Genomic DNA, 22,842 nt, shown 5'->3' with positions numbered 1-22,842 from the left:
GAGGAAGCGGATGCCAAAGGTCACGGTGCGCTACTGGGCCGCCGCGAAGGCCGCGGCCGGGATCGCCGAGGAGCCGTACGACGCGGCCACCCTCGCCGACGCCCTCGCCGAGGTGCGCGAGCGACACCCCGGGGAACTCGCCCGCGTACTGCTGCGATGCTCCTTCCTCGTCGACGGTGACCCCGTGGGCACCCGCGGGCATGAGACGGTACGGCTGGCCGAGGGCGGCACGGTCGAGGTGCTCCCGCCGTTCGCAGGAGGATGAGCACACCGATGAGCAACCAGCCGTCGAGCAACCAGCCGTACGAGGGCTACGGCGAGGGCTACGACCCCTACGCCCAGCAGCACCGGCCGCAGCACGCGCAGGCCTGGCCCGGCCACCAGCAGCAGGCCTACGACGATCCGCAGGCGGCCCAGCAGTACACCCAGCAGTGGCAGGGCCAGACCTGGGACACCCAGGTCCAGCAGTCGAGACCCGCCGCCTCCGACCTCGCGTACTTCCCGCCGCAGAACCACCAGGCGGAGCAGCCGAGTCACGACCCCCACGCGCAGGCACCCGCGACCGCGCCGCCCGCTCCCGCGCCGCCGGAGAGCGCCTACGGCCCCTCGACGCTCTCCGGGAACGCCCGGATCACCGACGCCCAGCGGGCCCGGCTGGAGGGCCGCTCGCCGATCATCGAACCCGGGATGCAGCCCGCCGGCCTCACCGCCGTCCTGGCGCTCCTGCTCTCCGTCACCGCGCAGATCGGCTCGTACGCCCTCGTCGTGCCGCTCGTCGTGCTCCAGGCGGTCACGGCGGCGGGCTGGTTCCGGCTGAACGGGATGTGGCCCGCCCGGCAGGGCATCGCGCTGGCCTTCGCGGGCGCGCTCGTCGCGGACGTGGCCCTGCTGGCGGCCGGCCGGGACAACGGCCCGGCGGCGATCCTCGGCACCCTCGGCGTCTGGGTCCTGCTCTCCCTGGTGATGCAACTGCGCTCGCACGCCGACGCGGACACCCGGATCACCGGCCTGATGGCGACGATCGCCTCGGCGGCCCTGGCCATCGTCGCGACCGGCCATCTCGCGGCCGACCCGGACGCGGTCACCGTGGGCGCGGCGGGGGTCGCGGTCGCGATCCTGGCCCGCGCGATCCCGCTGCCGACCGTGGCCTCGGTGGTCGTCTCGCTGCTCGCCGCCGCCGGCGCGGGCATCGCGGTGGGCGGGATGACCGGCCTCGGCGCGAAGGGCGCGCTGCTCGGCGCGGTCGCGGCGGTCTGCGCGCTGATCGGCCACCGGGTGGCGAGCTACGACTACCCGTCCCGCTTCGTCCACTTCACGGCCGGTGTGGCCCTCCCGCTCACGGCGGCGGCCCCGGCGGTCTACCTGCTGGGCCGCGCGCTGACGTAGCGATTCGCGGAGATTCGCGGGACTACGCTCGCGAATCGCGGCCACCAGGTTGTCGTACCGCTTTCCGCATGCGCTTTCTCGTCCGTTTTCTTTCTCGTTCTTTCTCGTCCGTTTTCTTCGACGACCGTCAGGTGGGGGAACACCGCACATGCGTGGGCTACGAATACTTCTGACCGTCGTGGTGATCCTGGGCATCCTGTTCGTGGTCGTGGACCGGGTCGCGGTCTACTTCGCCCAGGACGAGGCGGCGGGCAAGGTGCAGACGAGCGAGAACCTCGCCTCCGCCCCCGACGTCTCCATCAAGGGCTTCCCCTTCCTCACCCAGGTCGCCTCCGGCGAGCTGGACGACGTCGAGCTCGGCATCAAGACCTACGAGGCGACCACCGCGAACACCAGCGGCAGCGGTACCTCCACGATCCGGATCGACGATCTCAAGGCCACGATGAAGGACGTCACCTTCTCGAACGGCTACAGCTCGGCGACCGCGGCCAGCGCGTCCGGCTCCGCGAGCATCGCCTACGACCAGCTGCTGAAGGCCGCCAAGTCCGAGCCGACGGACATCTTCACCGGGGTGACGGCCCAGGTCGTGAACCTCGCGGACGGCGGCGACGGCAAGATCAAGGTCGACGTCAGGATCTCGGTCGCCGGTCAGGAGACGACGTATCCGGTGCTCAGCACGGTGACCGTCGACGGCGACACCGTGAAGGTGCACGCCGACAACCTGCCCAAGCTGGTCGTCGACCTCGCCGACTCCCGGATCCGTTCCATCACCGACTTCCAGCAGACGATCGACCAGCTGCCGGGCGGGGTGAAGCTGGCCAGTGTGCAGGCCGCGAAGAACGGTGTGGAGATCAAGGTGAAGGGTTCGAACGTCCGGCTGGCCGGGTAGGACGAGGTCCGGACGGGCCCTGGTGGACGGCGGCTGTCCGAGGGGCGAGACGGCAGTGTCCGTACGGCAGTGATGAGGACAGCGGACGGCGCGCGGATTCCCGGTGAAGGGGCCGCTGTCCGTCCGTCGATCTCACATCACGGACGATCGCGTCTCAAAATACGACACACCGGTGACATGTCCCGCAGTCCGTCCCTACGATCGACCCTATGAGGCAACAGGCGGATCTCACGAAGCGGCGGGCAGTGGACCTGTGCCGCGTCGCCGCCATGCTCTGTCGCACTTTCTGAGCGGAAGCGCAGGCTTCCGTCTTCCCGCGTGCCCTTGATCTCTGGGCACCCGCGCGAGCGCGCACCCCTCTCACGCACCGCACCGCCGTAACTGCCCCGGAGGAGAAACAGCATGAGCCGCAGTGACGTCCTGGTCGACGCCGACTGGGTCGAGGCCAACCTCGACAACGCGGACATCGCCATCGTCGAGGTCGACGAGGACACGTCCGCGTACGAGAAGAACCACATCCGCAACGCCATCCGGATCGACTGGACCAAGGACCTCCAGGACCCGGTACGCCGTGACTTCATCGACCAGGAGGGCTTCGAGAAGCTCCTCTCGGCCAAGGGCATCGGCAACGACACGCTGGTGATCCTCTACGGCGGCAACAACAACTGGTTCGCGTCGTACGCCTACTGGTACTTCAAGCTCTACGGCCACGACAGCGTCAAGCTGCTCGACGGTGGCCGCAAGAAGTGGGAGCTGGACGCCCGCGAGCTGGTCGAGGAGGTCCCGACCCGGGCCACCACCGACTACAAGGCCAAGGCGCAGAACACCGCGATCCGCGCCTTCCGTGACGACGTGGTCGCCGCGATCGGCTCGCAGAACCTGGTCGACGTGCGCTCGCCCGACGAGTTCTCCGGCAAGCTGCTCGCCCCGGCCCACCTCCCGCAGGAGCAGTCGCAGCGCCCCGGCCACGTGCCCTCGGCCCGCAACATCCCGTGGTCGAAGAACGCCAACGACGACGGCACCTTCAAGTCGGACGACGAGCTCAAGGAGCTCTACGCCGAGGAGCAGGTCGACCTCGCCAAGGACACCATCGCGTACTGCCGCATCGGCGAGCGCTCGGCCCTGACCTGGTTCGTGCTGCACGAGCTGCTCGGTGTCGAGAACGTCAAGAACTACGACGGCTCGTGGACCGAGTACGGCTCCCTGGTCGGCGTGCCGATCGAGCTCGGCGCCAACAAGTAAGCCCGCCAAGCAAGTCCGCCCCTTTCAAGACCTCTGGAGAAGCACATGTGTGGAGCGAAGGCCGGCGGCCCCGACGCCTCGACGATCAAGCCCGGTGAGACCACGATCCAGGGCCAGGTGACGAAGGACGGCGAGCCCGTGGTCGGCTACGTCCGCCTCCTGGACTCGACCGGCGAGTTCACCGCGGAGGTCCCGACCTCCGCGACGGGCCAGTTCCGCTTCTACGCGGCCGAAGGCACCTGGACCGTCCGCGCCCTCGTTCCGGGCGCCACCGCCGACCGCACGGTCGTCGCCCAGACGGGCGGGCTGGCGGAGGTCGCCATCGCGGTCTGACCGCCGACTCACCGCCGATTCGGCGCTGAATCACTCCCGAAGGGCCGCGCCCGTTTCCCGGGCGCGGCCCTTTCGGCTGCCCAGGCCTACCCTGGAAGCATGCTGGCACGCCGCCGTCGCACGTACTTCGTCATGATGGGCATCTGCATCGGGCTGTTCGTCCTGGCCTGGGGAGTCGTGCGGATCTGGTCGGTGCCGGTGGCCGTCGGCATGTGTGTGGTCGCGATGGTGATCCCACCGGTCGCCGCCATGGTCGCCAACCGCAGGGGCCCCGACGACCGCTGGTGGGACGACCCGTCCGGCGACCCCAAGTCCGACGAGTGGTGGGACGAACTGGACGGCAAGAAGCGACGCCAGTAGGAAGGCGGGCATGTCGCCCACGAGACTGTCCACGGTGGTCCTCGACGCGCGGGACGCGCACGAGCTGGCCGGCTTCTACCTCCGCCTGCTCGGCTACGTCGTCCGCGCCGAGGAACCCGACTGGGTCCTGATCGGCCCGCCCGGCGGCGGGACCGCCCTCTCCTTCCAGACCGAGCCGGACTACGTCCCGCCCGTGTGGCCCACCCGCAACCCCGGCGAGCAGCAGATGATGCTGCACCTGGACATCGAGGTCGACGACCTGGAGACCGAGACGGCGCGGGCGGTGGCGGAGGGTGCCACGCTCGCGGCCGACCAGCCCCAGGACGACGTACGGGTCCTCTTCGACCCGGCGGGACACCCGTTCTGCCTGTGGCGACCCTACTTTGTGTAGTAGTCCCCGAAATTGCCGAACATCTGCCGCAGAATCTGCTCCGCGTCCGGGTGCTGGGCTATGAGGTAGGTGAACCGGGCCGTTCGTTCCTGCTTGGACGTGTTCTGCTGGGGAGAGAATTTTTTCGAGAGGATCGCGCAGAACGTCTGGATGTTCTGGAACTTGGTGTCCGTGGCGGTACGGGGGAGCAGCACGGTCCTGACGCCGTCCGTCCAGTCCACGGGGAAGTACGCCTGCGTGCAGTCGCCGCCCACGTCCTTGATCCAGGCGCTGCCGATCGCCGGGGGCGTGTGGACGTTCTGACCGATCGTCAAGGTCTTTCCAGGGACGCGGAAATCACCCGAGGTGGTGAGCGACGGCATGAGCGAGGACACCCATCCGGCGGTGCAGTACGACTGCCCCCAGTCCACCTTCCCGAACGCCTCGCTCTTCGCGATCGCGTTGAGCAGTTCCACGGCCGTGTCGAACTTCCCGTACGAGCACTCCCACGTGAGGCTGCCGGTCGCGTCGAGGGCGTTGTACCCGCTCGCGTGGTCGTCGGGCGTGACACCGCAGATGCTCCGGACGTCCATGTCCGAGTTCTTCCACTGGAGCCAGCCCTTCAGATCGTGGTCCGGGCTGACGATGTAGAGCATCTGCCTGCCGGATCGGAACACGCGCTCACGCTTGGCGCCGACCAAGCAGAAGACGGGCACGTTGTCGTAGAGGAGGCCCGTGGCGTCCGAGGTGAAGAGCTTGGGGTTGAAGATGTGTTCCGGCTCGCCGAGAGTGGCGAGACAGGCCATGCCGACGGTCTTCAGCCGCGCTTGTGCCAGAACGCCGAGCGCTCCCTGGGGCGAGGAGAAGTCCGGCGAGGCCAGGTTGAGTTTCGGGAACGCCGTCTGCAACGCCTCGCAGAAGTGATCCGTCTCGCCATGGAGCCTGAGGCCGGTCAGGAGCCGCGCCAAGTCCGAGCTCTTTGCCATCAGGGCGAGTTCGTGGGCGATCTGAGCGGTGTCGGGTGCGTCTCCGCTGAACCAGGCGAAGAGCTTCGGGTAGGAGGCGGGAGAAGTGTCGGTGCTCATCGTCTTCCTTCCGGGCGAACGGTCGGCGGTGATCTCTGCGGCCCGCACCGAGCAGATACCGGCGGTCGTCCTGGCGGGAGGAGAGTGCGTGGCGATGACGGCGGCCGCGCGTACCGCGGCCGGCGGAAGGGACAGCCGTCCCCCCGCCTCGTCGTCGTTCCCCCGTCGCGGACCGTGTCCGCAGGCCGTACTGTCGCGCAGCGTCGTCGGCTCGCCGCTTGGTGCAGCCACCCACCAAGGTACGGGCGCACGGTCCCGACAGATGGTCCGAAACGGGACATTCGTCGATCGCGGTCGGTCTGACGTCAGCTCATCGGCCCACGGGCCGCATCGGCCGGCCCGTCCGTCACGACACCGCCCGCCCACGTCGATGACCTGCGACGAAGCCCCCACGGGGCCAACCCGTCCCTCACCATTCGATACGTGCCGTCGTGGAGATGATCGCCACCAGGAGGCCGCTGATGCAGAGCGTGGTGAGAGCGCCGGTCCAGAAGGCGTCGTCGCGGAAGGCGCGGGGTGTGCGGAACCGCCGCCGCCGGCGGGCGGGTTCGCGTGCGGGCGGGGGTGTGGCCGGCGGTGGTTCCGGCGGGCGTACGACCGGCGTGGGCGGGGGCGGGAGCGTCTGGACCGGGAGTACCTGGATCAGTTGATGGGGGCGTGGGCGGTTCATCCGGGGTGGGCCTCGATCCGGTGCTTGCGCAGCAGGACGTTCGTGTCGGTCTCCGCGCTGTAGTCGTGTTCGGCCTGCGCGGTGGCCCGGCGCCCGGCGAGTTCCGCGCAGGTCGCGCAGTCGGCGACGGGCCGGGGCGGGGCGGCGAGGACGAACGGGGCGTCGGTCCGCGCACGGGAGTTGGCGGCGCGGACACCGGCGGTGAGCCGTTCCTGGTCGGTCGCGGGCCGCAACGCGGCGGGATCGGCCTGCCATTCGCGCCCACCGCCGACGGGGCGGAGCAGGGCGTAGGGGCCCGACTTGTCCTGGTACTCGCCGACCTTGTCGGTGGAGGGGTCGTAGAGCAGGGTTCCGGGTTCCATCGGCTGAGCCTCCTTTTTGTGCAACTTCCATACGTAATGCGACAGTTGGACTACTCTGTGTGCAACTGGGTGCGTGATGAGGATGGCCCAGGCCGGGGGCGGATGGAGCGCCAACGGGCTCAACTTCAACGCCGGGCACGCCAAATTCAACAAATTCAACAGGAGCGCGGGATGCCTCAACGGCTGGTGATCACCGAGCGAAGCCACGAGCCCAGGAAGCGGTTCGCCGAGGAGCTACGGCGCCTGCGGGGCGAACGTGGCCTGAGCCTGCGGGAGTTGGAAAGGGAGGTGGGGTGGGACTCGTCGCTGTTCAGCAAGATGGAGAGCGGGGGGACGCTGGGCGGGCCCGAGGTGGTGCAGGCGTTGGATCAGTACTACGGGACGGCGCCGTTGCTACTCACTCTGTGGGAGTTGGCGCTGGCGGATCCCATGCAGTTCAAGGAGCAGTACCGGCGGTACATGATGCTGGAGGCCGAGGCGTTGAGCCTGTGGCAGTACTCCGTGAGCGCGCCGCCAGGGTTGCTTCAGACAGTCGGGTACGCAAGGGAGGCCTTGGCGGCGGGAGGCGCCAGGGGCAAGGATTTGGAGCAGCAGGTCGAAGCGCGCATGGGGCGCCGGAAGTTGCTGCTTGAAGGAGATGAAGCTCCTCCGTTCCGCGCCATCCTCTCCGAGGCGGTACTGCGCATGGGGCTGCGTGATCGGTCGGCGTGGCGGCAGCAGTTGGAGTTCCTGGCGGAGATGGCGGATCGTCCGAACATCACGCTCCATATCCTGCCGTTCGACACAGGAGTACACGGCCTGACCAACACCGACACCATGTTCCTGAGGCTGCTGGACGGTCGTACCGTGGCCTACACGGAGAACGACGTGCGCGGCGAACTGATCGAGGAAACCGACCGGGTTGAGCGGCTGCAACGTGCATATGATGCGGTACGCGACCTGGCGCTATCCCCGGCCGAGTCACGATTGTTCGTCCTGCGGATGTTGGAGGAAGTGCCGTGCGAGCCATCGACCTGAGCAGTGTGACGTGGCGCAAGAGCAGCTACAGCAACACGGACGGCGGCGAGTGCCTCGAAGTCTCCGACGACCTCCTGGCCAACGCCCGCTGGAGCAAGAGCAGCTACAGCAACACGGACGGCGGCAACTGCGTCGAGTTCGCCCCCAACATCCCCTCCCTCGTCCCCGTCCGCGACAGCAAGAACCCCACCCACGGCACGCTCCTCTTCGGTGCCGATGCCTGGGCGGAGTTCGTCGGCTCGGTCAAGAAGCAGGGTCAGTAGACCAACGCCTGCGTCTCGTCCCCCATCGCCTCCTGTACGAACACCTGCGCCCCCGCGATCCGTACGCCCTCCAGCACATCCTTCTCCGTGATGTCCCGCCGGGCCGCGCACTGCGTGCACAGCGTCACGCGGCCGGCGGCGAGGATCGAGTCGATCAGGTCGGGGAGCGGTGCCGCGTGCGGGAGTTGGAACTCGGCGGCGCGGCCCGGCAGCGCGAACCACGCCGACTCGCCGGTCAGCCACAGGGAGACGTCGACCCCGCTGGCGACGGCAACCGCCGCCACCGTGAACGCCTGTGAGCAGCGTTCGGGGGCGTCGGCCCCCGCGGTCACCTTGATCACGAGCTTCTTCGCCATGACCGAATCGTAATCAACTCCCCTGCAACTCCTTGCAACGGCCATGAGTCTCCTGTGCGCGCATATGGAATGCGCATGCCATGTTCCGTGGGGGACGTTGTGGAAGTACCAGAAACAGCCGAAGCACCAAAAACACCGGAAGCTCCAGAAGCACCGGACGAACCGACTCAAGAAGCGGCAACGGGCGATGCGCCCCGGCCGCCGCGCCGCCGTGGCCGTACCGCCCTCCTGATCGCGGTCGCCGCCGTGCTCGGCGTCGTCGCCGGCACCTGCACAGGCTTCGTGGTCCAGGCGAACCGCGCGCCCGACAAGCTGCCCTCGCTCTCGCAGGCGACGCTGACGCAGTCGAAGGGCCCCGCCCCGGAGCCCCTGTCCGCCGCCGAGGACCGCCGGGTCAAGACGGACGGCGACCTGCGCAAGCTGCTGCTGAAGAGGCCGAGCGGCGCGCGGGACGCGGGCTACGACGTGGGCGCGGACGGGTGGATGGACCTGGCCCAGTACGCGGAGACGTTCGAGAAGCCGGCCGAAGCGTTCAGCGACCTCGTCGCCAGCCAGTTCCGTCGCGCCGCCGTCACCAACTGGCGTGAGGGCAGCGCCCTGTTCGTCGAGATCCGGCTCGTGCAGTTCCGCCAGGAGGACGAACTCGTCACGGCCTCCGACTCGGACGACGCGTACTACTGGGCCGAGCAGAAGTCCGACACCGACAGCTGGCCCGTCCCGGGCACGGCTGACGGGATGGCGTACGTGCACAACTCGCCGGACCGCAAGGCCGGTTACACGGACGTCTACAACGCCGAGGCGCACGCCTGGCGCGGTGACATCGAGATGGAGATCTGGGTCTCCTCCGCGAAGCCCGTCCCGAAGAAGAAGATCATGGACCTGGCCGAGCGACAGATGGAGCGGCTGTGACCACCGAGAACCAGCCGGAGACCGAGACCAAGCCGGAGACGGAGCCGCAGACCGACATTCTCGTCCCCGAACTCGTCGGCAGCTCGGAGGAGTTGACCGCCGACGCGGCCCCGAAACCGGTCCGCAAGGGCCGTATCGCGACGATCGCCGGTGCCGCGCTGCTCGCCGTCGCTGTGATCGGCGGGGTCGGCTACACCGTCGTGACCGTGAACGGCGCGGACCGGGACGCGGGGGACGCCGTATGGACGTTCCCGAAGGTGTCGTCGGAGAAGGCGACGAGCGGCAAGGTGAGCACGCTCGCGGCGGCGCTCGTGCCGTACGGGCCGGACGGCTGGAGCCAGGGGCCCGACATCGCGGAGTACGGGCACGACGTGTCGTTCACCGGGGCGCAGGCCACGGCGCTCCGCAAGGACGCGCTGAAGGAACTCCCGCTCAAGCAGCGCAAGCGGCTGGAGAACGAGGTCGACAAGCAGCACACCAAGGGCCTGGCGATGCGCAGCTACGTCAGCACCGACGCGCAGGCGTCCGTCTACACGGACAAGGCGTCGACGGTGAGCATCGTGCTGGCGCAGATCGGGGACAGGACGGCCGTACGGAACGCGTCCCGCTTCCAGAACGAGCTCTTCGAGTCCCTGGGCGTCTTCCGGCCCGGCCCGACGATCAACGGCTACAAGAACGCCAAGTGCTTCCTCTCCCCGAAGGACGCCGACGAGAAGCTCGACACGATCTACTGCTCCGGCTACCAGGGCGAGATCCTGGTCACCCTCACCGCGAAATCCGCCCGCCCGATGCAGACGTACGCGATCGGCCGCCTGCTCCAGGAACAACTCGACCGCATCAAGGACCCGGGGGAGGCGGTATGACCGACCAACAGCAAGAGACACCAACACCCACACCGACGAAGGCCCCGGCCCCGGCCGTGGACCCGGGTGCGGGCCTCGCGTCCGCCCCGGCCTCCGCCCCGGACCCGGCCCCGGCCCCGGCCTCGGACCCGGCCCCGACCCCGGCCCCGGCCCCGACCCCGGCCCCGGCCCCGACCCCGGCCGTGGACCCGGCTCCGGCCTCGGACCCCGCCCCCTCCCCCGACCCCACCCCCTCGGTCCCAGCCCCCGCCCAACCCCCCACCTCCCCCCGCAAAGACCGCCGCGCCCTCCGGGCCGTGCTTCGGTGGGGTGCCGCTGTTGTCGTGTTCGCGGTGGTCGGGGCCGGGACGGCCTACGGGATCGCCGGGATGAAGCGGTCCGACGTGCCGGGGCTCGCGACCGCGTCGGACGGGCGGTGGACGTTTCCCACGCTCAGCAAGCCGCCGTTGCCCACAGGCAGCCCGGGGCCGTTCGCCACGCAGAACGCGGCCGGCGCCCACTTCGCCGACCTGCGGGCGCTGCTGCTCCCGGCGCCGAAGGGAGCCGTACGGGACAAGGCCCTCGACGGCAGCGACGGCTGGCTGGCCAAGAAGGTGTTCCTCGCCGAGTTCCCGTCCGCCGACAGCCGCAGCGACATCGCCCAGCGGCTGACCGACCAGGGCCTGCGGCACATCGCCGCCCGCGGCTGGACCACCCCGGACGGCACGCGCACCAGGATCTACCTGCTCCAGTTCGACACGGCGACGACCGCCGACGAGATCTCGGGCCGACTGGCCGGATACGCGGCCCCCACGTACCCGGTCCGCGGCGCGGACGACTACGAGTCGGACGAGGACTTCCCGGACGCGGCCAAGATCACCGATGTCCCGGTCCTGCCGTACGTCGAGACGAAGCCCTACGGCGCCGAACAGGTCCGCCTGGCCTTCGTCACGGCCGGCGACACCCTCGCGATGATCGTGCAGTCGAGGAAGGGACAGGCCGAGGCCGTCCCGTTCCAGCAGACGGTGACGTTGCAGAGCCAGCTGCTCGGCTAGCCGTACCTCGCAGTGAGCACCGGGCCCCGGCCGACTAAGCTGGGGCCCGGCCCTGATTACGCGCATCGCTCAAGGAGCACCCGTGGAGATCTTCTTCGAAACCCTGCTGGTCCTGGTCTGCGTCGGCGTCCTCGCCTTCGCCGGGCTGACCGTGAAGAAGCTGTACCAGGGCCAGCGCTGACCCCCACCGAGGAACTGCTGACGTCATGATCGAGATCCCCTCCGACCTCCACAAGGACCTGGTCCCCCTCGTCTTCCTGCTCGGCGAGTGGGCCGGCGCGGGCGTGCACGACTTCCCGGGCTCCGAGAAGTGCAACTTCGGCCAGGAGGTCTCCTTCACGCACGACGGCCGTGACTTCCTGGAGTACCGCTCCCACACCTGGGTCCTGGACAACGACGGCAACAAGGTCCGCCCCCTGGAGACCGAGTCCGGCTTCTGGCGCATCGACGCGGACCGCAAGGTCGAGGTCACGATGACCCGCGACGACGGAGTCGTCGAGATCTGGTACGGCGAGCTGGCCAAGCAGAAGCCCCAGATCGACCTCGTCACGGACGCCGTCGCCCGCACCGCCGCCTCCGGCCCCTACACCGGCGGCAAGCGCCTCTACGGCTACGTCAAGAGCGACCTCATGTGGGTCGGCGAGAAGCAGACCCCCGAGGTCGAACTCCGCCCCTACATGTCCGCCCACCTGAAGAAGGTCGTCACCCCGGAGGACGTCGAGCGGTGGGCCAAGGCCCTCCCGGACGACATGCCGGACGACGGGATCGCTTTCTTCAAGTAGGCCTAGACTCGTGGGTGTGGTGAGCACCCAAGGCACGGACCGACACACTGACCGGGGCACTGACCAGGGCACCGACTGGAAGAGTGATCTGCGGCAGCGCGGCTACCGGCTGACCCCGCAGCGGCAGCTCGTGCTCGAAGCCGTCGACACCCTGGAGCACGCGACCCCCGACGACATCCTCATCGAGGTGCGCAAGACCGCCTCGGGGGTCAACATCTCCACGGTGTACCGGACCCTGGAGCTCCTGGAGGAGCTCCAGCTGGTCAGCCACGCCCACCTCGGGCACGGGGCGCCGACGTACCACCTCGCCGACCGCCACCACCACATACACCTGGTCTGCCGCGACTGCACGAACGTCATCGAGGCCGATGTCGAGGTCGCCGCCGAGTTCCGGGCCAAGCTGCGCGACACCTTCGGCTTCGAGACCGACATGAAGCACTTCGCGATCTTCGGCCGCTGCCGGGACTGTTCCCTGAAGACTTCAACTGAGTCTTCAATTACCGAGTCGTAGGCTTGCCCGTATGAAGAGCCCCCTGCTGTCCCTGCCCGGCGCCGTCCCGGCCGAAGGGGTGGACGAAGGCGTCGCCGCCCACTACGGCGACCTGTTCCGCGAGCAGCGCACCCTCGCCGACGGCACCGGTTTCGTGGACCTCTCGCACCGCGGTGTGGTCGCCGTCACCGGTGACGACCGGCTGAGCTGGCTGCACCTCCTGCTCACCCAGCACGTCACCGACCTCCCCGCGGGCGTCGCCACCGAGGCGCTGATCCTCTCCGCGCACGGCCACATCGAGCACGCCCTGTACCTCGTCGACGACGGCACCACGGTGTGGATGCACACCGAACCCGACACCCAGGACGCGCTGATCGCCTACCTGGAGTCGATGAAGTTCTTCTACCGCGTCGAAGTCGCCGACCGGACAGGCGAGTTCGCGGTCGTCCACCTCCCGGCCGGTTCCATCGCCGAGGTCCCGGACGGCGTCGTCGTACGCGAGACGCCCTACGGCCGCGACCTCTTCCTCCCGCGCGAGGACCTGGAGTCGTACGCCGCCGAGTCCGGCCCGGCGGCCGGCATCCTCGCCTACGAGGCGCTGCGCGTCGAACAGCACCGGCCCCGCCTCGGTTTCGAGACCGACCACCGCACCATCCCGCACGAACTGGGCTGGATCGGCACGGCGGTTCATCTTCAGAAGGGCTGCTACCGCGGCCAGGAGACGGTCGCGCGCGTCCAGAACCTCGGCAAGCCCCCGCGCCGTCTCGTCTTCCTCCACCTCGACGGCAGCGAGGTCCATCTCCCGGGCCACGGCACGGAGTTGAGGCTCGCGGACGAGGGCGCGGAGGGCCGGAAGATCGGCTTCATCACCACGTCCGTACGACACCACGAACTCGGGCCGATCGCCCTGGCGCTGGTGAAGCGGAACGTACCGCTGGACGCGCCCCTCCTGGCCGACTCGACGGCGGCGGCCCAGGAAGTCGTCGTAGAGCCGTAGAGCCCTAGAGGTCGATCACGACCGTGAACGGGCCGTCGTTCGTCAGTGCCACGCGCATCCGGGCGCCGAAGCGGCCCGTCGCCACCGTGGCGCCCAGCGCGCGGAGTTGGGCGACGACCTCGTCGACGAGCGGCTCGGCCACATCGCCGGGGGCCGCCGCGTTCCAGGTGGGGCGACGGCCCTTGCGGGCGTCGCCGTACAGCGTGAACTGGCTGATGACGAGCAGCGGCGCGTCGATGTCGCTGCACGACTTCTCCTCGTGCAGCATGCGGATCGACCAGAGTTTGCGGGCCAGTTGGGCCGCCTTCTCCTTGGTGTCCTCGTGGGTGACCCCCACGAGGACGCACAGCCCCTCGCCCTCGACCGCCCCGACCGTCTCGCCGTCCACGACGACGCTCGCGCCGTCCACCCGCTGTACCACTGCTCGCATGAGTCCCATCATGCCGTGCGGACGCGAACGGCTCCCGGCGGGCCTATTTTTGTTCCTTAACCCCCCATCTGGGGCCGTTCGGGGGCACTCGGTCACATAGCGGCCACTTGGGGTGGCACGATGCTGTCCACACGCCGGTCGAGGGGACGGGTAGAGGCACATGAGCACACCGAGCACCGGGCAGCCCCCCGGGACTGTCTCGCTGATCCGCGCGGGAGCACCGGCCACGCGCCGCCCGCCCGTCCAGCGCGTCGACAGCGCGCTGCTGCCGGCCGAACCCGCCGCACCCGACCTGACCGCGCTGCGCCTCCCGGAACTGCGCGCGCTGCGCCGCGACGCCCAGCGCGACGAGGCCGACCTCAGTTACGTCCGACGGCTCCTCCAGGGCCGTATCGACATCCTGCGCGCCGAACTGGCCCGCCGCTCCCCGGCGGGCGCGGCCTCGGTGGTGGAGCGCCTCTCGGAGATCCTCGCCGACGCGCCCGCCCGCCACCGTTCCTCGGCCCGGCACGTCACGCTCGGCACCCCGCACAGCGAGGAGTACCGGCTGCTGGCCGCCGAGATGCTCGCCGAGGTCGAACTCTCCGACCTGGAGGCCCGCACCGACCAGGAACTGACCGACGCGATGGGCCGGCTCGTACGGTACGAACAGCAGGTGTCCCGGCGCCGTCAGCTCCTCCAGCACACGGCCGACGGGTGCAGCGCGGAGATCGCCCGCAGGTACCGGGCGGGCGAGGCACAGGTGGACGACCTGCTGGTGTGAGGCCGCTTCGCGCGGGCGGGGCGTCAGGGCCGGCGGGGCTTCGCGGTCGGTGACGCTTCACCGCAGGCGACGCTTCGCGGTCGGCGCGGGGGCGGGAAAAAATCCCGGCCGCGCCACCCCGCACCGACCTACCGTGGCCCCATGAGCAGCCGCGGACACGACCTCCCCGTACGCCCCGTCACCACCTCCGAGATCCCCGACTGGATCCGGGCCCTGAACACCGGCTTCCTCCGTACCCCCACCGTCGACGAGGCCGAACTCGCCGACCGCACCGGCTACATCGACCCGTCCCGCACCCTCGCCGCCTTCGACGACGACCGCTGCGTGGCCACCTTCCGTTCCTTCCCCCAGGAACTCACGGCGGTGGGCGGCACCCCCGTCCCCGCCGACGCCATCACGAACGTCAGCGTCACCGCCACCCACCGCCGCCGAGGCCTGCTCACCCGCATGATGGACCAGGACCTCGCCGCGGCGAAGGAACGCGGCGACGTCGTCGCCACGCTCATCGCCGCCGAGTACCGCATCTACGGCCGCTACGGCTTCGGCCCCGCCACCACCGCCACCCAGTGGGCCATCGACGTCCAGCGCACCGGCCTGGACCCCCGCTGGTCCGGCCCGGAGGACGGCGGCCGGATCGACCTGGTGGACGCGGCGGACGTCCGCAAGCTCGGCCCCGAACTCCACGACCGCCTGCGCCGCGGCCTGCCCGGCGCGATCGACCGGGACGACCGCTGGTGGCGGGTCGCCACGGGCGCCGTACGGCCGGGCCGGGTGCCGTGGCACGAGCCGTTCTACGCCGTCTACCGCGCGCCGGGCGGCGAGGTCGCGGGCCTGGCCCCCTACACCTGCGACGACACCTGGACCGACGCCAAGCAGCCGGGCGACACGGCCACCGTGCGGGGGCTGATCGCGACCACCCCGGCCGCCGAACGCGCCCTGTGGCAGCACGTCTGCTCGCTGGACTGGGTGACCCGGGTGAAGTCGGGCTGGCGTTCCCCCGACGACCTGCTGCCGCACTTCCTCCCGGACCCGCGCGCGGCCACGATCACCAGCCAGGCGGACTGGCTGTGGGTGCGCGTCCTGGACGTCGTACGGGCCATGGAGGCGCGGTCCTACGAGGGGGAGGGCACGCTGGTCTTCGAGGTGACCGACGCGGCCGGACTGGCGGGCGGGCGCTACCGGCTGGACGCCTCGGCGCACGGAGCGTCCTGTGCGCCGACCACGGAGAGTGCGGAACTCGCGCTCGATGTACGGGAGTTGGCGTCGCTGTGGCTCGGTGACGCGTCGGCCTCGCGGTTCGCGGCGCTGGGCCTGGTGCGGGAAGAACGAGCGGGCGCCGCCCGAGTGGCCGACGCCCTGCTGCGTACGTCCAGGCGGCCTTGGTGCCCGGACATCTTCTGAACGCTCCTCGCTGTGCGGCCGGTTGGCGGCGGGTGGGTGAACTCATCCGTAGCTGTTGAGTTGTCGTGGTTCGTCGTGCTGTCGCACCGTCGTGCTGTCGAGCCGGCCGACCGGGCTCTCGGCTCCCCTCCAGGAGAGAGGTCCGGTCGGCCAAGTTACCTAAGTTGGTAACCAACTCTTCTCTAGTTATCTCCTCTTGGATGCGTCTCATAACCACCTTTCCTTGAACTGCCCAAAGATGGCGAGAAGTTGTAGGGTTTGGTCGTGGAGCCCGAACACGCCACCGTCAATGGACGGTCGAGGTCACCACGGCCACAGTGGTCACACCGCGAACTGGCCGACGAGCTGCGCACCAGGATCAGGTCCGGTGTGCTGCGGCCCGGCCAGCGCATGCCCACCCAGGCCAAGCTGGCGGACGAGTTCGGCGTCGAGCGCGGAGCCGTACGGCAGGCGCTGCGCATCCTTCAGTCCGAGCGACTGCTCACCAATGTGTCCAAGGGGAGTCCGGCGACCGTGGCCCCCGACCTGGGACTGGCCCTGACCGGCCCGGGAGCCCCGCCGCAGCCCACGATGGTGGGCCTGGCCCCGCGCATCGCGGACGCCTTCGCGCAGCCGCACGTGGAGATCGAGGCGCTGTGTCTGACGGCGGTCTCGCTCACGCTGGCCATCGGCGAGCCGCTGCGGCAGATCCACGCCGGGGAGCTGAATCCGGCCAAGGTCGATGTGCGGGTGCTGCTGCCGAGCAGCGACATCGAGCTCGCGTTCCCGTCCCTGGTGGACTCCCCGGCGGACAGCCGGCCGCAGCGCCGCTGGCTGGCCCAACGCAACGCGCAGGGGCAGGTGTTGAGCCACAATCTGCTGGCCCTGCGCGCGACGCACGGCATCGACGTGCACATCACGTTCCGCGCGCTGCCGTTCACGCCTCCGGTGAAGCTGTACCTGCTCAACGGCTCGGAGGCGCTCTTCGCGTACTACACACTGAGCCAGCGCGAGGAGGAGATCGGTCAGGAGCAGGTGGAGATGTACGACGCGGAGGGCACCCAGTCGATGCTGTTCGCGTTCGAGCAGGGTGCGGGGCTGCGGGACACGACGTTCGTGGAACAGTCCCAGCTGTGGTTCAACGCACTGTGGGAGACGATCAGTTCGGAGCTGAGGCTGACGAGCTGATCGCCTCCCGCGGTGGCTGATCCGGAGGGCGGCTTTCGGATCACAGAGCGGGTCCGGTGAACAGCAGGGCCAGGACGACGGCCCCGATGGAGCTGATGGCCGGACTCTTGGCCTTGATGCCGATGGAGACCAGGAGCAGGCCGATGATGCCGGTGGCGCCGAACTTCCACTGGACGATCTGTTCGAATCCGACGACGAAGACGGCGGACAGGAGAGCGATGGCAGGCACGGTGTTTCCCCCTTCGGGCTGCGGAAGCAAAACTTCCACCAACTTGGAGCAACTCTAGAAAGTTGGCAGCCAACTCTGCTTAAGTTGTTCCCGTTTGGTACCTACTCACACCTACTCGACATCAAGTTCCAAACAACTCCCCTTAGATGGGGCAGAGTTATACCGTTTGGTTGTGACCCAGGAGAACGTGGCAGTGAACGGCAGCAGAAGCTTCTCGCCCCAGGAGATCGCCGACGCCCTGCGGGACCGCATCCGCGCCGGCGACCTCAAGGCGGGCGACCGCCTGCCCACCCAGGCCGACCTCGCGGAGGAGTTCGGCGTCGAACGAGGCGCCGTACGACAGGCGTTGCGGGTTCTCCAGGAGGCCGGACTGCTCACCAACGTCAGCAAGGGGAGCCCGCCACGGATCGCGGAGCCGCCGGCGGGGCCGGACGAACCGCAGCGGACCATGGTGGGGCTGGCGCCGCGCCTGGCAGAGGCGTTCGGGGCGACGGACGTCCGCATCGACGTCGTGTGCCACACCGCCGAGACCCTGATGGTGGCCATCGGTGAGACCCTCCGCCAGATCCACGAGGGTCGCCTCGACCCGCGCTCGATCGAGGTACGCATCCTGGTCCCGTCCAGGGAGATCACCCTCGCCTTCCCCGTCCCGGTCGAGGACTCCGGCGAGGACGACTCGGTCCACAAGCGCTGGCTGTTGATGCGCAACTCCCAGGGACAGGTGCTCCAGCACAACCTGCTGGCCCTGCGCGCCACCCACGGCATCGACGTGCACGTCACCTTCCGCGCCCTGCCCTTCACCCCGCCCGTGAAGCTGTATCTCCTCAACGGCGAGGAGGCGCTGCTCGGTTACTACATGCTCGTGAGACGGGCGGAGGAGTACGGCAGCCAGACCCTGGACATGTACGACGTGCTCGGCAGCCAGTCCCTGCTCTTCTCCTTCCAGCGACAGGCAGGTCAGCGCGACGCGGCGTTCGTGGAGGAATCGCAGAAGTGGTTCAACGCCCTCTGGGAAACCATCACCACGGACCTGACACTCTCCTAGTGACTCCTGATACGGCGCAGACTGTTCCGGTGACAGAAGAGACAGGCAACGTACGCGAACTGATCACCGGCGCTCGCTTCGTCCTTTTCGACTTCGACGGCCCGATCTGCCGGCTCTTCGCGGGACTCTCGGCGGAGGGCGTGGCGAAGGACCTGGTGGCCTGGCTGGAGAGGCAGGGGCTGAAGGGACTTCTGACACCGAGCGAGCGAGTGCACCCCGATCCGCACGTCGTCCTGCACGCGGTCAACAAGCGGCACCCGCGCAGCGATCTGGTCGAGGAACTGGAGGAGTTGCTCACCCAGCACGAACTCAAGGCGGTCGACTCGGCGTTCCCCACCCCTTGGGCGGACCCCCTGATACGCACCTGGAACGCCGTCGGCATCCACCTCGCCGTCGCCACCAACAACTCCCCCCGCACGGTGACGGAATACCTCCACGGCCGGGGCCTGCTGGAGTGCTTCACCCCGCACGTCTACGGCCGCACCAACGACCTCGACCTCCTCAAACCCAACCCCCACTGCCTCAACCGCGCCCTGCGCGCGATGGGCGCCGCCCCCACCGACGCCCTGATGATCGGCGACACCCCCTCCGACTTCGAAGCCGCCCGCCGCGCCGGCATCCCGTTCCTCGGCTACGCGCGTAACGAGACGAAGGAAACGTTGCTGCGAAGGGCCGGCGCCGAGTCCGTGGTGGGGTCGTTGCGGCCGGTGCTGGACTCGGTACGGCAGTTGTGACGTCCGGCCAGGTGTCCCGCCCGGACGGTCGGACACTGCGGCCGACACCACAGCCGACACCACGGCCCGGACAGCGGCGAGCAGGCGCGGCGACGCGTACCCGCCGGGGGTGCGCGCACGTCCGAATTCGTCCGCTCGCCCGTCGGATGTACGTGCCGTCGCCCGCGACGGTTCAATGGGCGGGTTCTCCGGCGTTGTCCGACGCCTCTGGAGTAACGTGCCTCATCCCTTACTCATCGGCTCAACCGGAACGGGCTGAACCCAGCGAATGACATCCCAACTCACCGGTGTTCGGCAGCGAGCCGACGAACTGGTCGGCGAAAGCGGTGTGGTGACCGGCCCCCTGAAGGGCTATCACCACGAGACCTATGTGCTGACCATGCCGGGCGAGACGCGGATCGTGAAACTCCGGGAACCGCGCGAGCGGATCCTGTGGTTCGACCGCAGGTGCTTCCGATCGGAAGAGGCCCTGCTCCGCGCACTGAACGGCCGGATCAGCCGCATCCCCGTCATCCACGACGTGGAGGGCATGGCCCTGCAGGTCTTCATCGAGGGCCGCACGCTCAAGTCCCGCCCGTGGGGCGACCGGCGGATCCCGCAGCCGATCCACGGCCAGATCGTCGATCTGTTCCGGGAGTTGGCCCGCGTCACACCGGACACGCTCGAAGTGGAACGCAGCTGCGAGGCCCAGGACCGCGCCGAGGACGGCGACTGCGACGACTTCCTCGACCGGCTCATCGTCTTCGTGGAGCAACAGGTCTACGAGAAGAACTTCCCCGCGTTCGGGCGGCTCTTCACAGAACTCGGCCTCCACCCCGAGGCGTTCGTCCACCTCAGAAAGAACGTTTCCGGACTCGTCCGCCGCGACTTCTGCCTGCTCCACGCGGACCTGCACCGGGAGAACTTCGTCCTCGACCCCCACAACCGACTCTGGTCCATCGACTGGGAGTTGGCGATGCTGGGGGACCCCCTCTACGACCTCGCCACCCACCTCTACCTGATGTCCTATCCGGCGGAGCAGGCCCAGCGCATGGCCGGCGACTGGGCGGAAGCCGTCGGCGGAGTACGGCCCGGCAGCGTGCGGGGCTGGGCGGACGACCTGGGGCGCATCCTCGACTTCAAGCGGGCGCAGTCGGTGTTCACCGACGTCATCCGGCTGTCCCTGTCCCTGCGCGACGGATCGAACATCAACTGGGTCCGGCTCCCGGCAGCGGTCCGGAAACTACAGACCATCATGACGGCCGCCGCCGTCCCCCTCGGCCTGGCCGAGATCCCGAGCAGGTCCCGGATCGCCGGGGCGCTGGTGCGGTATGCCGGGGAAGGGGCTTAAGGGGCCAAGGGGGAGGCGGGCCTCAGGCCTGAGACCTCAGGTGAGGAGCGGGATCAACTCCGCCTCCTCATAGGTGAGATGAGCCTCCAGGGCGGTGGCGAGACGATCCACCTCGGTACGGGTGCTCTCCCGGTCCGTACCGGTGGCGAGGACTCGGCGCAGCTCCTCCACCAACACCGCGATCCGCTCGTGCTCCTCACGCAGCCGCGCCAACGCCTCCGCCGAGTCCGGGTGTTGCTCGGCGACCAGCGGGAACAACGCCAGGTCCTCGCCGGTGTGGTGGTTGTGCAGGCCCTGGCAGAACGTCAGGCAGTTGATGCGGAGTTGGGCGCCGAGTGTCCCGCTGTCTGTCCCGGTCCCATTCTCGGTCTTGGCCTCGGGCTCGGGCTCGGGCTCGTCGGCCAATTCCGCCCTTATCAGTGCCAGTTCGCGGCGGAACGCGTCGTGCACCACCTTCATGGCCTCGCCGAAGGAGGACGCGTTGATGTTCCCCGGGCCGCCCCGCGCCAGGCTGTAGAGGGCCACGACCGGGATGACGCGAGTCGTCTTCTCCTGGTACGCCGCCCAGCCCGGGTCCGCCTCCACGGCGCGGGCGAAGACCTCGTCGCGTTCCGCGCCGTCGAGCACCACGGCGCGCGCTTCGTAGGTGAACGCGCCGCTCTCGACGGTCACTTGGGGGTGGGCGAGGAGGTTGCGGTACCAGTCGGGGTGCCGGTCGGAACCGCCCGCCGACGCGATGACGAGGACGCGGTCGCCGCCGTCGGCGAGGTAGCCGACCGGGGTGGTGTGCGGGGTGCCGGTACGGGCGCCGGTTGTGGTGAGGAGCAGGAGACGGGCGCCCTCGAAGTGGCCGCCCACGCGGCCCTTGCGGGCACGGAACTCGTCGATGATCTGTTGGTTGAAGTCATGGGGCATACGGCTGTGTCGGCTCTTTCTGTCGCTGGTCCGTGAAGGGTGTCGAGATGGACGCAGTGACAGACGGCGGGCCCCTGGCCCGCCACGACCTCACTCGGAGGCCGGGTACCCGACTCGCTCACGGCACATGGCCGACCCGGCAGTCATGGGAGGGACGGTAGCGTCCGGGGCATGACCGACGCCACCGAATTCGAGGACATCCCCACCACCACGCTCGCCGAACTCCTGGGCCGTGAACGGATCATGGACATCGGCATCCGGCCCCTGTGGGGCCCGCCGTCCCGCCTCGCCGGGCCGGCTTTCACCGTGCGCTGCCCGCCCGGCGACAACCTCATGCTGCACGCGGCCATCTATCGCGCCGAGCCGGACTCGGTCATCGTGGTGGAGTCGGGCGACCTGGACTATGCCCTGGCCGGCGGCAACGTCTGTGCCATCGCCCAGCGCCGGGGCATCGCCGGCTTCGTCCTGGACGGGGTGATCCGCGACCTGAGCGAGGTACGGGCAGCGGGCTTCCCCGTCTTCGCCCGAGGCGTCATCCCGATCCCGGGCGCGAAGAAGACCGTACTCCCGCTGAACGAACGCGTCCGCTGCGGCGGAGCCACCGTCGACGCCGGGGACATCGTGGTGGCCGACGAGGAGGGCGTGGTGGTCGTACCGTCCGCCCGCAGCACGGAACTCCTCACCGCCGCCCGGACCCGCCTGGAGAAGGAGTCCACCCAGACCCTCGACGACTGGGAGAAGTCCCACCGGGCGAGGATCGAGGAACTGCTGCGCGCGGCGGGTGGACCCGAGGGCGAAGGGGCGTGAGCGGGAGCGCGGTGAGAGCGAGTGCCCTGTCAGCGAGTGCTCCGCGAGGGGACGCTCCCACCCTCCTTTTCCTCGACGTCGACGGCACGCTGCTGCCCTTCGGCGCGTCCCACCCGTACCCGGTCCACGCCTCCGGCTTCGCGCCGCCCGCACTCGACGCCCCGCCCCTGCTGACCCGCATCGACCCCTCACTCGGCCCACGGCTCCTGGCGCTGGGCTGTGAACTGGTGTGGGCCACGACCTGGATGGACGACGCGAACGTCTGCGTGGCCCCCTGGCTCGGCCTCCCCCAACTGCCCCTGGTGGACTGGCCCGACCCGGCCGAGGAGAGCGACGGCGGGGGAGCGGGCGGGAGCGGGGGCAGGCAACTGCACTGGAAGACCCGGCCGTTGGTCACCTGGGCCGCCGGCCGGTCCTTCGTCTGGGTGGACGACGAGATCGGCGACACCGACCGCGACTGGGTGAGCGCGCATCACCCCGGCCCGGCCCTGCTTCAGCGCGTCGACCATCGGTACGGGATCACGGATGCGGATCTCTCGGTGATGGAGGCGTGGTTGGCGGCCGATCGGTGACCTGAGGCGGCCGGGCTGGGCTGACAGGTGATCCGTCGGCG

At 69.4% G+C, this 22,842-nt stretch carries 31 protein-coding genes; 24 read left to right on the top strand and 7 right to left on the bottom strand.

Going from position 1 to position 22,842, the window contains the following annotated elements; translation table 11 throughout:
* The first annotated feature begins 10 nt into the window (after positions 1–10).
* The 8 genes from ACIQPR_RS06360 to ACIQPR_RS06325 all read left to right on the top strand — a co-directional run bounded on the left by ACIQPR_RS06360 (position 11) and on the right by ACIQPR_RS06325 (position 4,601).
* Positions 11–265, top strand: a complete 255-nt coding sequence (locus tag ACIQPR_RS06360; RefSeq protein ID WP_200713949.1) for a MoaD/ThiS family protein — start codon at positions 11–13, stop codon at positions 263–265.
* An 8-nt stretch (positions 266–273) separates the two neighbouring features.
* A complete protein-coding gene (locus ACIQPR_RS06355; RefSeq protein ID WP_403642639.1) occupies positions 274–1,386 on the top strand; it encodes a hypothetical protein in 1,113 nt (370 codons plus the stop codon).
* 148 nt (positions 1,387–1,534) lie between these two features.
* Positions 1,535–2,275, top strand: a complete 741-nt coding sequence (locus ACIQPR_RS06350; protein WP_403642636.1) for a DUF2993 domain-containing protein — start codon at positions 1,535–1,537, stop codon at positions 2,273–2,275.
* Between the two features lie 209 nt (positions 2,276–2,484).
* Positions 2,485–2,565, top strand: coding sequence for a putative leader peptide (locus ACIQPR_RS06345; RefSeq protein WP_353963781.1), 81 nt, complete (start codon positions 2,485–2,487; stop codon positions 2,563–2,565).
* A gap of 112 nt (positions 2,566–2,677) precedes the next feature.
* Positions 2,678–3,517: a sulfurtransferase gene (locus tag ACIQPR_RS06340; protein WP_403642634.1), complete on the top strand. Its 840-nt coding sequence runs from the start codon at positions 2,678–2,680 to the stop codon at positions 3,515–3,517.
* Between the two features lie 45 nt (positions 3,518–3,562).
* The gene (locus ACIQPR_RS06335) at positions 3,563–3,850 is read left to right on the top strand and encodes a DUF1416 domain-containing protein (protein ID WP_010985465.1); all 288 of its coding nucleotides are present in this window, start codon (positions 3,563–3,565) and stop codon (positions 3,848–3,850) included.
* Positions 3,851–3,949: 99 nt separating this feature from the next.
* The gene (locus tag ACIQPR_RS06330; protein WP_019073737.1) at positions 3,950–4,210 is read left to right on the top strand and encodes a DUF3099 domain-containing protein; all 261 of its coding nucleotides are present in this window, start codon (positions 3,950–3,952) and stop codon (positions 4,208–4,210) included.
* A 10-nt stretch (positions 4,211–4,220) separates the two neighbouring features.
* The gene (locus ACIQPR_RS06325; protein WP_403642630.1) at positions 4,221–4,601 is read left to right on the top strand and encodes a VOC family protein; all 381 of its coding nucleotides are present in this window, start codon (positions 4,221–4,223) and stop codon (positions 4,599–4,601) included.
* Here ACIQPR_RS06325 and ACIQPR_RS06320 read toward each other — a convergent pair.
* The 3 genes from ACIQPR_RS06320 to ACIQPR_RS06310 all read right to left on the bottom strand — a co-directional run bounded on the left by ACIQPR_RS06320 (position 4,589) and on the right by ACIQPR_RS06310 (position 6,697).
* On the bottom strand, positions 4,589–5,896 hold the full coding sequence (locus tag ACIQPR_RS06320) for a hypothetical protein (protein ID WP_403642627.1): 1,308 nt from the start codon (positions 5,894–5,896) through the stop codon (positions 4,589–4,591). The two genes, ACIQPR_RS06325 and ACIQPR_RS06320, sit on opposite strands and share 13 nt — an antisense overlap.
* 178 nt (positions 5,897–6,074) lie before the next feature.
* On the bottom strand, positions 6,075–6,335 hold the full coding sequence (locus ACIQPR_RS06315) for a hypothetical protein (RefSeq protein WP_403642623.1): 261 nt from the start codon (positions 6,333–6,335) through the stop codon (positions 6,075–6,077).
* Complete coding sequence (locus ACIQPR_RS06310; protein WP_403642621.1) at positions 6,332–6,697, bottom strand: hypothetical protein; 366 nt, start codon at positions 6,695–6,697, stop codon at positions 6,332–6,334. The genes ACIQPR_RS06315 and ACIQPR_RS06310 overlap by 4 nt, the downstream gene beginning before the upstream one ends.
* Positions 6,698–6,868: 171 nt before the next feature.
* On the opposite strand from ACIQPR_RS06310, the gene ACIQPR_RS06305 reads away from it, so the two are divergent.
* Both ACIQPR_RS06305 and ACIQPR_RS06300 read left to right on the top strand, forming a co-directional pair.
* The gene (locus ACIQPR_RS06305; RefSeq protein WP_403642619.1) at positions 6,869–7,714 is read left to right on the top strand and encodes a helix-turn-helix domain-containing protein; all 846 of its coding nucleotides are present in this window, start codon (positions 6,869–6,871) and stop codon (positions 7,712–7,714) included.
* Complete coding sequence (locus ACIQPR_RS06300; protein WP_403642616.1) at positions 7,696–7,977, top strand: DUF397 domain-containing protein; 282 nt, start codon at positions 7,696–7,698, stop codon at positions 7,975–7,977. Before ACIQPR_RS06305 ends, ACIQPR_RS06300 begins: the two co-directional genes overlap by 19 nt.
* Here the strand turns inward: ACIQPR_RS06300 and ACIQPR_RS06295 are convergent.
* Complete coding sequence (locus ACIQPR_RS06295; protein ID WP_403642613.1) at positions 7,971–8,333, bottom strand: DsrE family protein; 363 nt, start codon at positions 8,331–8,333, stop codon at positions 7,971–7,973. The two genes, ACIQPR_RS06300 and ACIQPR_RS06295, sit on opposite strands and share 7 nt — an antisense overlap.
* A gap of 246 nt (positions 8,334–8,579) precedes the next feature.
* On the opposite strand from ACIQPR_RS06295, the gene ACIQPR_RS06290 reads away from it, so the two are divergent.
* From ACIQPR_RS06290 to ACIQPR_RS06265, 6 genes are all read left to right on the top strand, one after another.
* Positions 8,580–9,242, top strand: coding sequence for a hypothetical protein (locus tag ACIQPR_RS06290; protein ID WP_403642610.1), 663 nt, complete (start codon positions 8,580–8,582; stop codon positions 9,240–9,242).
* Positions 9,239–10,105: a hypothetical protein gene (locus tag ACIQPR_RS06285; RefSeq protein WP_403642607.1), complete on the top strand. Its 867-nt coding sequence runs from the start codon at positions 9,239–9,241 to the stop codon at positions 10,103–10,105. Before ACIQPR_RS06290 ends, ACIQPR_RS06285 begins: the two co-directional genes overlap by 4 nt.
* Positions 10,102–11,139 (top strand): hypothetical protein, encoded by a 1,038-nt coding sequence (locus ACIQPR_RS06280; RefSeq protein WP_403642604.1) that lies wholly within the window; start codon positions 10,102–10,104, stop codon positions 11,137–11,139. The genes ACIQPR_RS06285 and ACIQPR_RS06280 overlap by 4 nt, the downstream gene beginning before the upstream one ends.
* A gap of 206 nt (positions 11,140–11,345) precedes the next feature.
* Complete coding sequence (locus tag ACIQPR_RS06275) at positions 11,346–11,921, top strand: FABP family protein (RefSeq protein ID WP_019073751.1); 576 nt, start codon at positions 11,346–11,348, stop codon at positions 11,919–11,921.
* 10 nt (positions 11,922–11,931) lie between these two features.
* Positions 11,932–12,432 (top strand): Fur family transcriptional regulator, encoded by a 501-nt coding sequence (locus ACIQPR_RS06270; RefSeq protein WP_403642601.1) that lies wholly within the window; start codon positions 11,932–11,934, stop codon positions 12,430–12,432.
* Between the two features lie 10 nt (positions 12,433–12,442).
* Positions 12,443–13,408: a YgfZ/GcvT domain-containing protein gene (locus ACIQPR_RS06265; RefSeq protein ID WP_403642598.1), complete on the top strand. Its 966-nt coding sequence runs from the start codon at positions 12,443–12,445 to the stop codon at positions 13,406–13,408.
* A 4-nt stretch (positions 13,409–13,412) separates the two neighbouring features.
* Here ACIQPR_RS06265 and dtd read toward each other — a convergent pair whose 3' ends face one another.
* Complete coding sequence (gene dtd, locus ACIQPR_RS06260; protein ID WP_403642595.1) at positions 13,413–13,838, bottom strand: D-aminoacyl-tRNA deacylase; 426 nt, start codon at positions 13,836–13,838, stop codon at positions 13,413–13,415.
* A 160-nt stretch (positions 13,839–13,998) separates the two neighbouring features.
* Between dtd and ACIQPR_RS06255 the strand changes: the two genes are divergently transcribed.
* From ACIQPR_RS06255 to ACIQPR_RS06245, 3 genes are all read left to right on the top strand, one after another.
* The gene (locus ACIQPR_RS06255; protein WP_403642593.1) at positions 13,999–14,601 is read left to right on the top strand and encodes an aerial mycelium formation protein; all 603 of its coding nucleotides are present in this window, start codon (positions 13,999–14,001) and stop codon (positions 14,599–14,601) included.
* A gap of 141 nt (positions 14,602–14,742) precedes the next feature.
* The gene (locus tag ACIQPR_RS06250) at positions 14,743–16,002 is read left to right on the top strand and encodes a GNAT family N-acetyltransferase (protein WP_403642590.1); all 1,260 of its coding nucleotides are present in this window, start codon (positions 14,743–14,745) and stop codon (positions 16,000–16,002) included.
* A 258-nt stretch (positions 16,003–16,260) separates the two neighbouring features.
* Positions 16,261–17,169 carry a winged helix-turn-helix domain-containing protein gene (locus tag ACIQPR_RS06245; protein ID WP_403642587.1) on the top strand — a complete coding sequence of 303 codons (909 nt, stop codon included), beginning with the start codon at positions 16,261–16,263 and terminating at the stop codon, positions 17,167–17,169.
* A 40-nt stretch (positions 17,170–17,209) separates the two neighbouring features.
* On the opposite strand, the gene ACIQPR_RS06240 is transcribed toward ACIQPR_RS06245, so the two are convergent.
* Positions 17,210–17,398 (bottom strand): hypothetical protein, encoded by a 189-nt coding sequence (locus ACIQPR_RS06240; protein ID WP_403642584.1) that lies wholly within the window; start codon positions 17,396–17,398, stop codon positions 17,210–17,212.
* A 166-nt stretch (positions 17,399–17,564) separates the two neighbouring features.
* Between ACIQPR_RS06240 and ACIQPR_RS06235 the strand changes: the two genes are divergently transcribed.
* The 3 genes from ACIQPR_RS06235 to ACIQPR_RS06225 all read left to right on the top strand — a co-directional run bounded on the left by ACIQPR_RS06235 (position 17,565) and on the right by ACIQPR_RS06225 (position 20,507).
* A complete protein-coding gene (locus tag ACIQPR_RS06235) occupies positions 17,565–18,443 on the top strand; it encodes a FadR/GntR family transcriptional regulator (protein ID WP_403642582.1) in 879 nt (292 codons plus the stop codon).
* Positions 18,443–19,177, top strand: coding sequence for an HAD family hydrolase (locus ACIQPR_RS06230; protein ID WP_403642579.1), 735 nt, complete (start codon positions 18,443–18,445; stop codon positions 19,175–19,177). The genes ACIQPR_RS06235 and ACIQPR_RS06230 overlap by 1 nt, the downstream gene beginning before the upstream one ends.
* Positions 19,178–19,445: 268 nt before the next feature.
* Positions 19,446–20,507, top strand: a complete 1,062-nt coding sequence (locus ACIQPR_RS06225; RefSeq protein ID WP_403642577.1) for a phosphotransferase — start codon at positions 19,446–19,448, stop codon at positions 20,505–20,507.
* Positions 20,508–20,543: 36 nt separating this feature from the next.
* On the opposite strand, the gene ACIQPR_RS06220 is transcribed toward ACIQPR_RS06225, so the two are convergent.
* On the bottom strand, positions 20,544–21,422 hold the full coding sequence (locus tag ACIQPR_RS06220) for a nitroreductase/quinone reductase family protein (RefSeq protein ID WP_403642574.1): 879 nt from the start codon (positions 21,420–21,422) through the stop codon (positions 20,544–20,546).
* A 171-nt stretch (positions 21,423–21,593) separates the two neighbouring features.
* Here ACIQPR_RS06220 and ACIQPR_RS06215 point away from each other — a divergent pair, with 171 nt between their 5' ends.
* Both ACIQPR_RS06215 and ACIQPR_RS06210 read left to right on the top strand, forming a co-directional pair.
* Positions 21,594–22,229, top strand: coding sequence for an RraA family protein (locus ACIQPR_RS06215; protein ID WP_403642571.1), 636 nt, complete (start codon positions 21,594–21,596; stop codon positions 22,227–22,229).
* An 11-nt stretch (positions 22,230–22,240) separates the two neighbouring features.
* Entirely contained in the window at positions 22,241–22,801 is a 561-nt protein-coding gene (locus ACIQPR_RS06210) for an HAD domain-containing protein (protein WP_403642569.1), read from the top strand.
* Positions 22,802–22,842 lie beyond the last annotated feature (41 nt).

Source organism: Streptomyces sp. NPDC091280, from assembly GCF_044768565.1.
In the GTDB taxonomy this organism is placed as follows: Bacteria; Actinomycetota; Actinomycetes; order Streptomycetales; family Streptomycetaceae; genus Streptomyces.
This window is presented reverse-complemented; position numbering and strand designations above follow the sequence as displayed.

Coding starts and splice junctions, on each gene's coding strand:
- ACIQPR_RS06360 (WP_200713949.1), top strand. CDS start 11: ATGCCAAAGGTCACGGTGCGCTACTGGGCCGCCGCGAAGGCCGCGGCC.
- ACIQPR_RS06355 (WP_403642639.1), top strand. CDS start 274: ATGAGCAACCAGCCGTCGAGCAACCAGCCGTACGAGGGCTACGGCGAG.
- ACIQPR_RS06350 (WP_403642636.1), top strand. CDS start 1,535: ATGCGTGGGCTACGAATACTTCTGACCGTCGTGGTGATCCTGGGCATC.
- ACIQPR_RS06345 (WP_353963781.1), top strand. CDS start 2,485: ATGAGGCAACAGGCGGATCTCACGAAGCGGCGGGCAGTGGACCTGTGC.
- ACIQPR_RS06340 (WP_403642634.1), top strand. CDS start 2,678: ATGAGCCGCAGTGACGTCCTGGTCGACGCCGACTGGGTCGAGGCCAAC.
- ACIQPR_RS06335 (WP_010985465.1), top strand. CDS start 3,563: ATGTGTGGAGCGAAGGCCGGCGGCCCCGACGCCTCGACGATCAAGCCC.
- ACIQPR_RS06330 (WP_019073737.1), top strand. CDS start 3,950: ATGCTGGCACGCCGCCGTCGCACGTACTTCGTCATGATGGGCATCTGC.
- ACIQPR_RS06325 (WP_403642630.1), top strand. CDS start 4,221: ATGTCGCCCACGAGACTGTCCACGGTGGTCCTCGACGCGCGGGACGCG.
- ACIQPR_RS06315 (WP_403642623.1), bottom strand. CDS start 6,335: ATGAACCGCCCACGCCCCCATCAACTGATCCAGGTACTCCCGGTCCAG.
- ACIQPR_RS06310 (WP_403642621.1), bottom strand. CDS start 6,697: ATGGAACCCGGAACCCTGCTCTACGACCCCTCCACCGACAAGGTCGGC.
- ACIQPR_RS06305 (WP_403642619.1), top strand. CDS start 6,869: ATGCCTCAACGGCTGGTGATCACCGAGCGAAGCCACGAGCCCAGGAAG.
- ACIQPR_RS06295 (WP_403642613.1), bottom strand. CDS start 8,333: ATGGCGAAGAAGCTCGTGATCAAGGTGACCGCGGGGGCCGACGCCCCC.
- ACIQPR_RS06280 (WP_403642604.1), top strand. CDS start 10,102: ATGACCGACCAACAGCAAGAGACACCAACACCCACACCGACGAAGGCC.
- ACIQPR_RS06275 (WP_019073751.1), top strand. CDS start 11,346: ATGATCGAGATCCCCTCCGACCTCCACAAGGACCTGGTCCCCCTCGTC.
- ACIQPR_RS06265 (WP_403642598.1), top strand. CDS start 12,443: ATGAAGAGCCCCCTGCTGTCCCTGCCCGGCGCCGTCCCGGCCGAAGGG.
- dtd (WP_403642595.1), bottom strand. CDS start 13,838: ATGCGAGCAGTGGTACAGCGGGTGGACGGCGCGAGCGTCGTCGTGGAC.
- ACIQPR_RS06255 (WP_403642593.1), top strand. CDS start 13,999: ATGAGCACACCGAGCACCGGGCAGCCCCCCGGGACTGTCTCGCTGATC.
- ACIQPR_RS06250 (WP_403642590.1), top strand. CDS start 14,743: ATGAGCAGCCGCGGACACGACCTCCCCGTACGCCCCGTCACCACCTCC.
- ACIQPR_RS06225 (WP_403642577.1), top strand. CDS start 19,446: ATGACATCCCAACTCACCGGTGTTCGGCAGCGAGCCGACGAACTGGTC.
- ACIQPR_RS06220 (WP_403642574.1), bottom strand. CDS start 21,422: ATGCCCCATGACTTCAACCAACAGATCATCGACGAGTTCCGTGCCCGC.
- ACIQPR_RS06215 (WP_403642571.1), top strand. CDS start 21,594: ATGACCGACGCCACCGAATTCGAGGACATCCCCACCACCACGCTCGCC.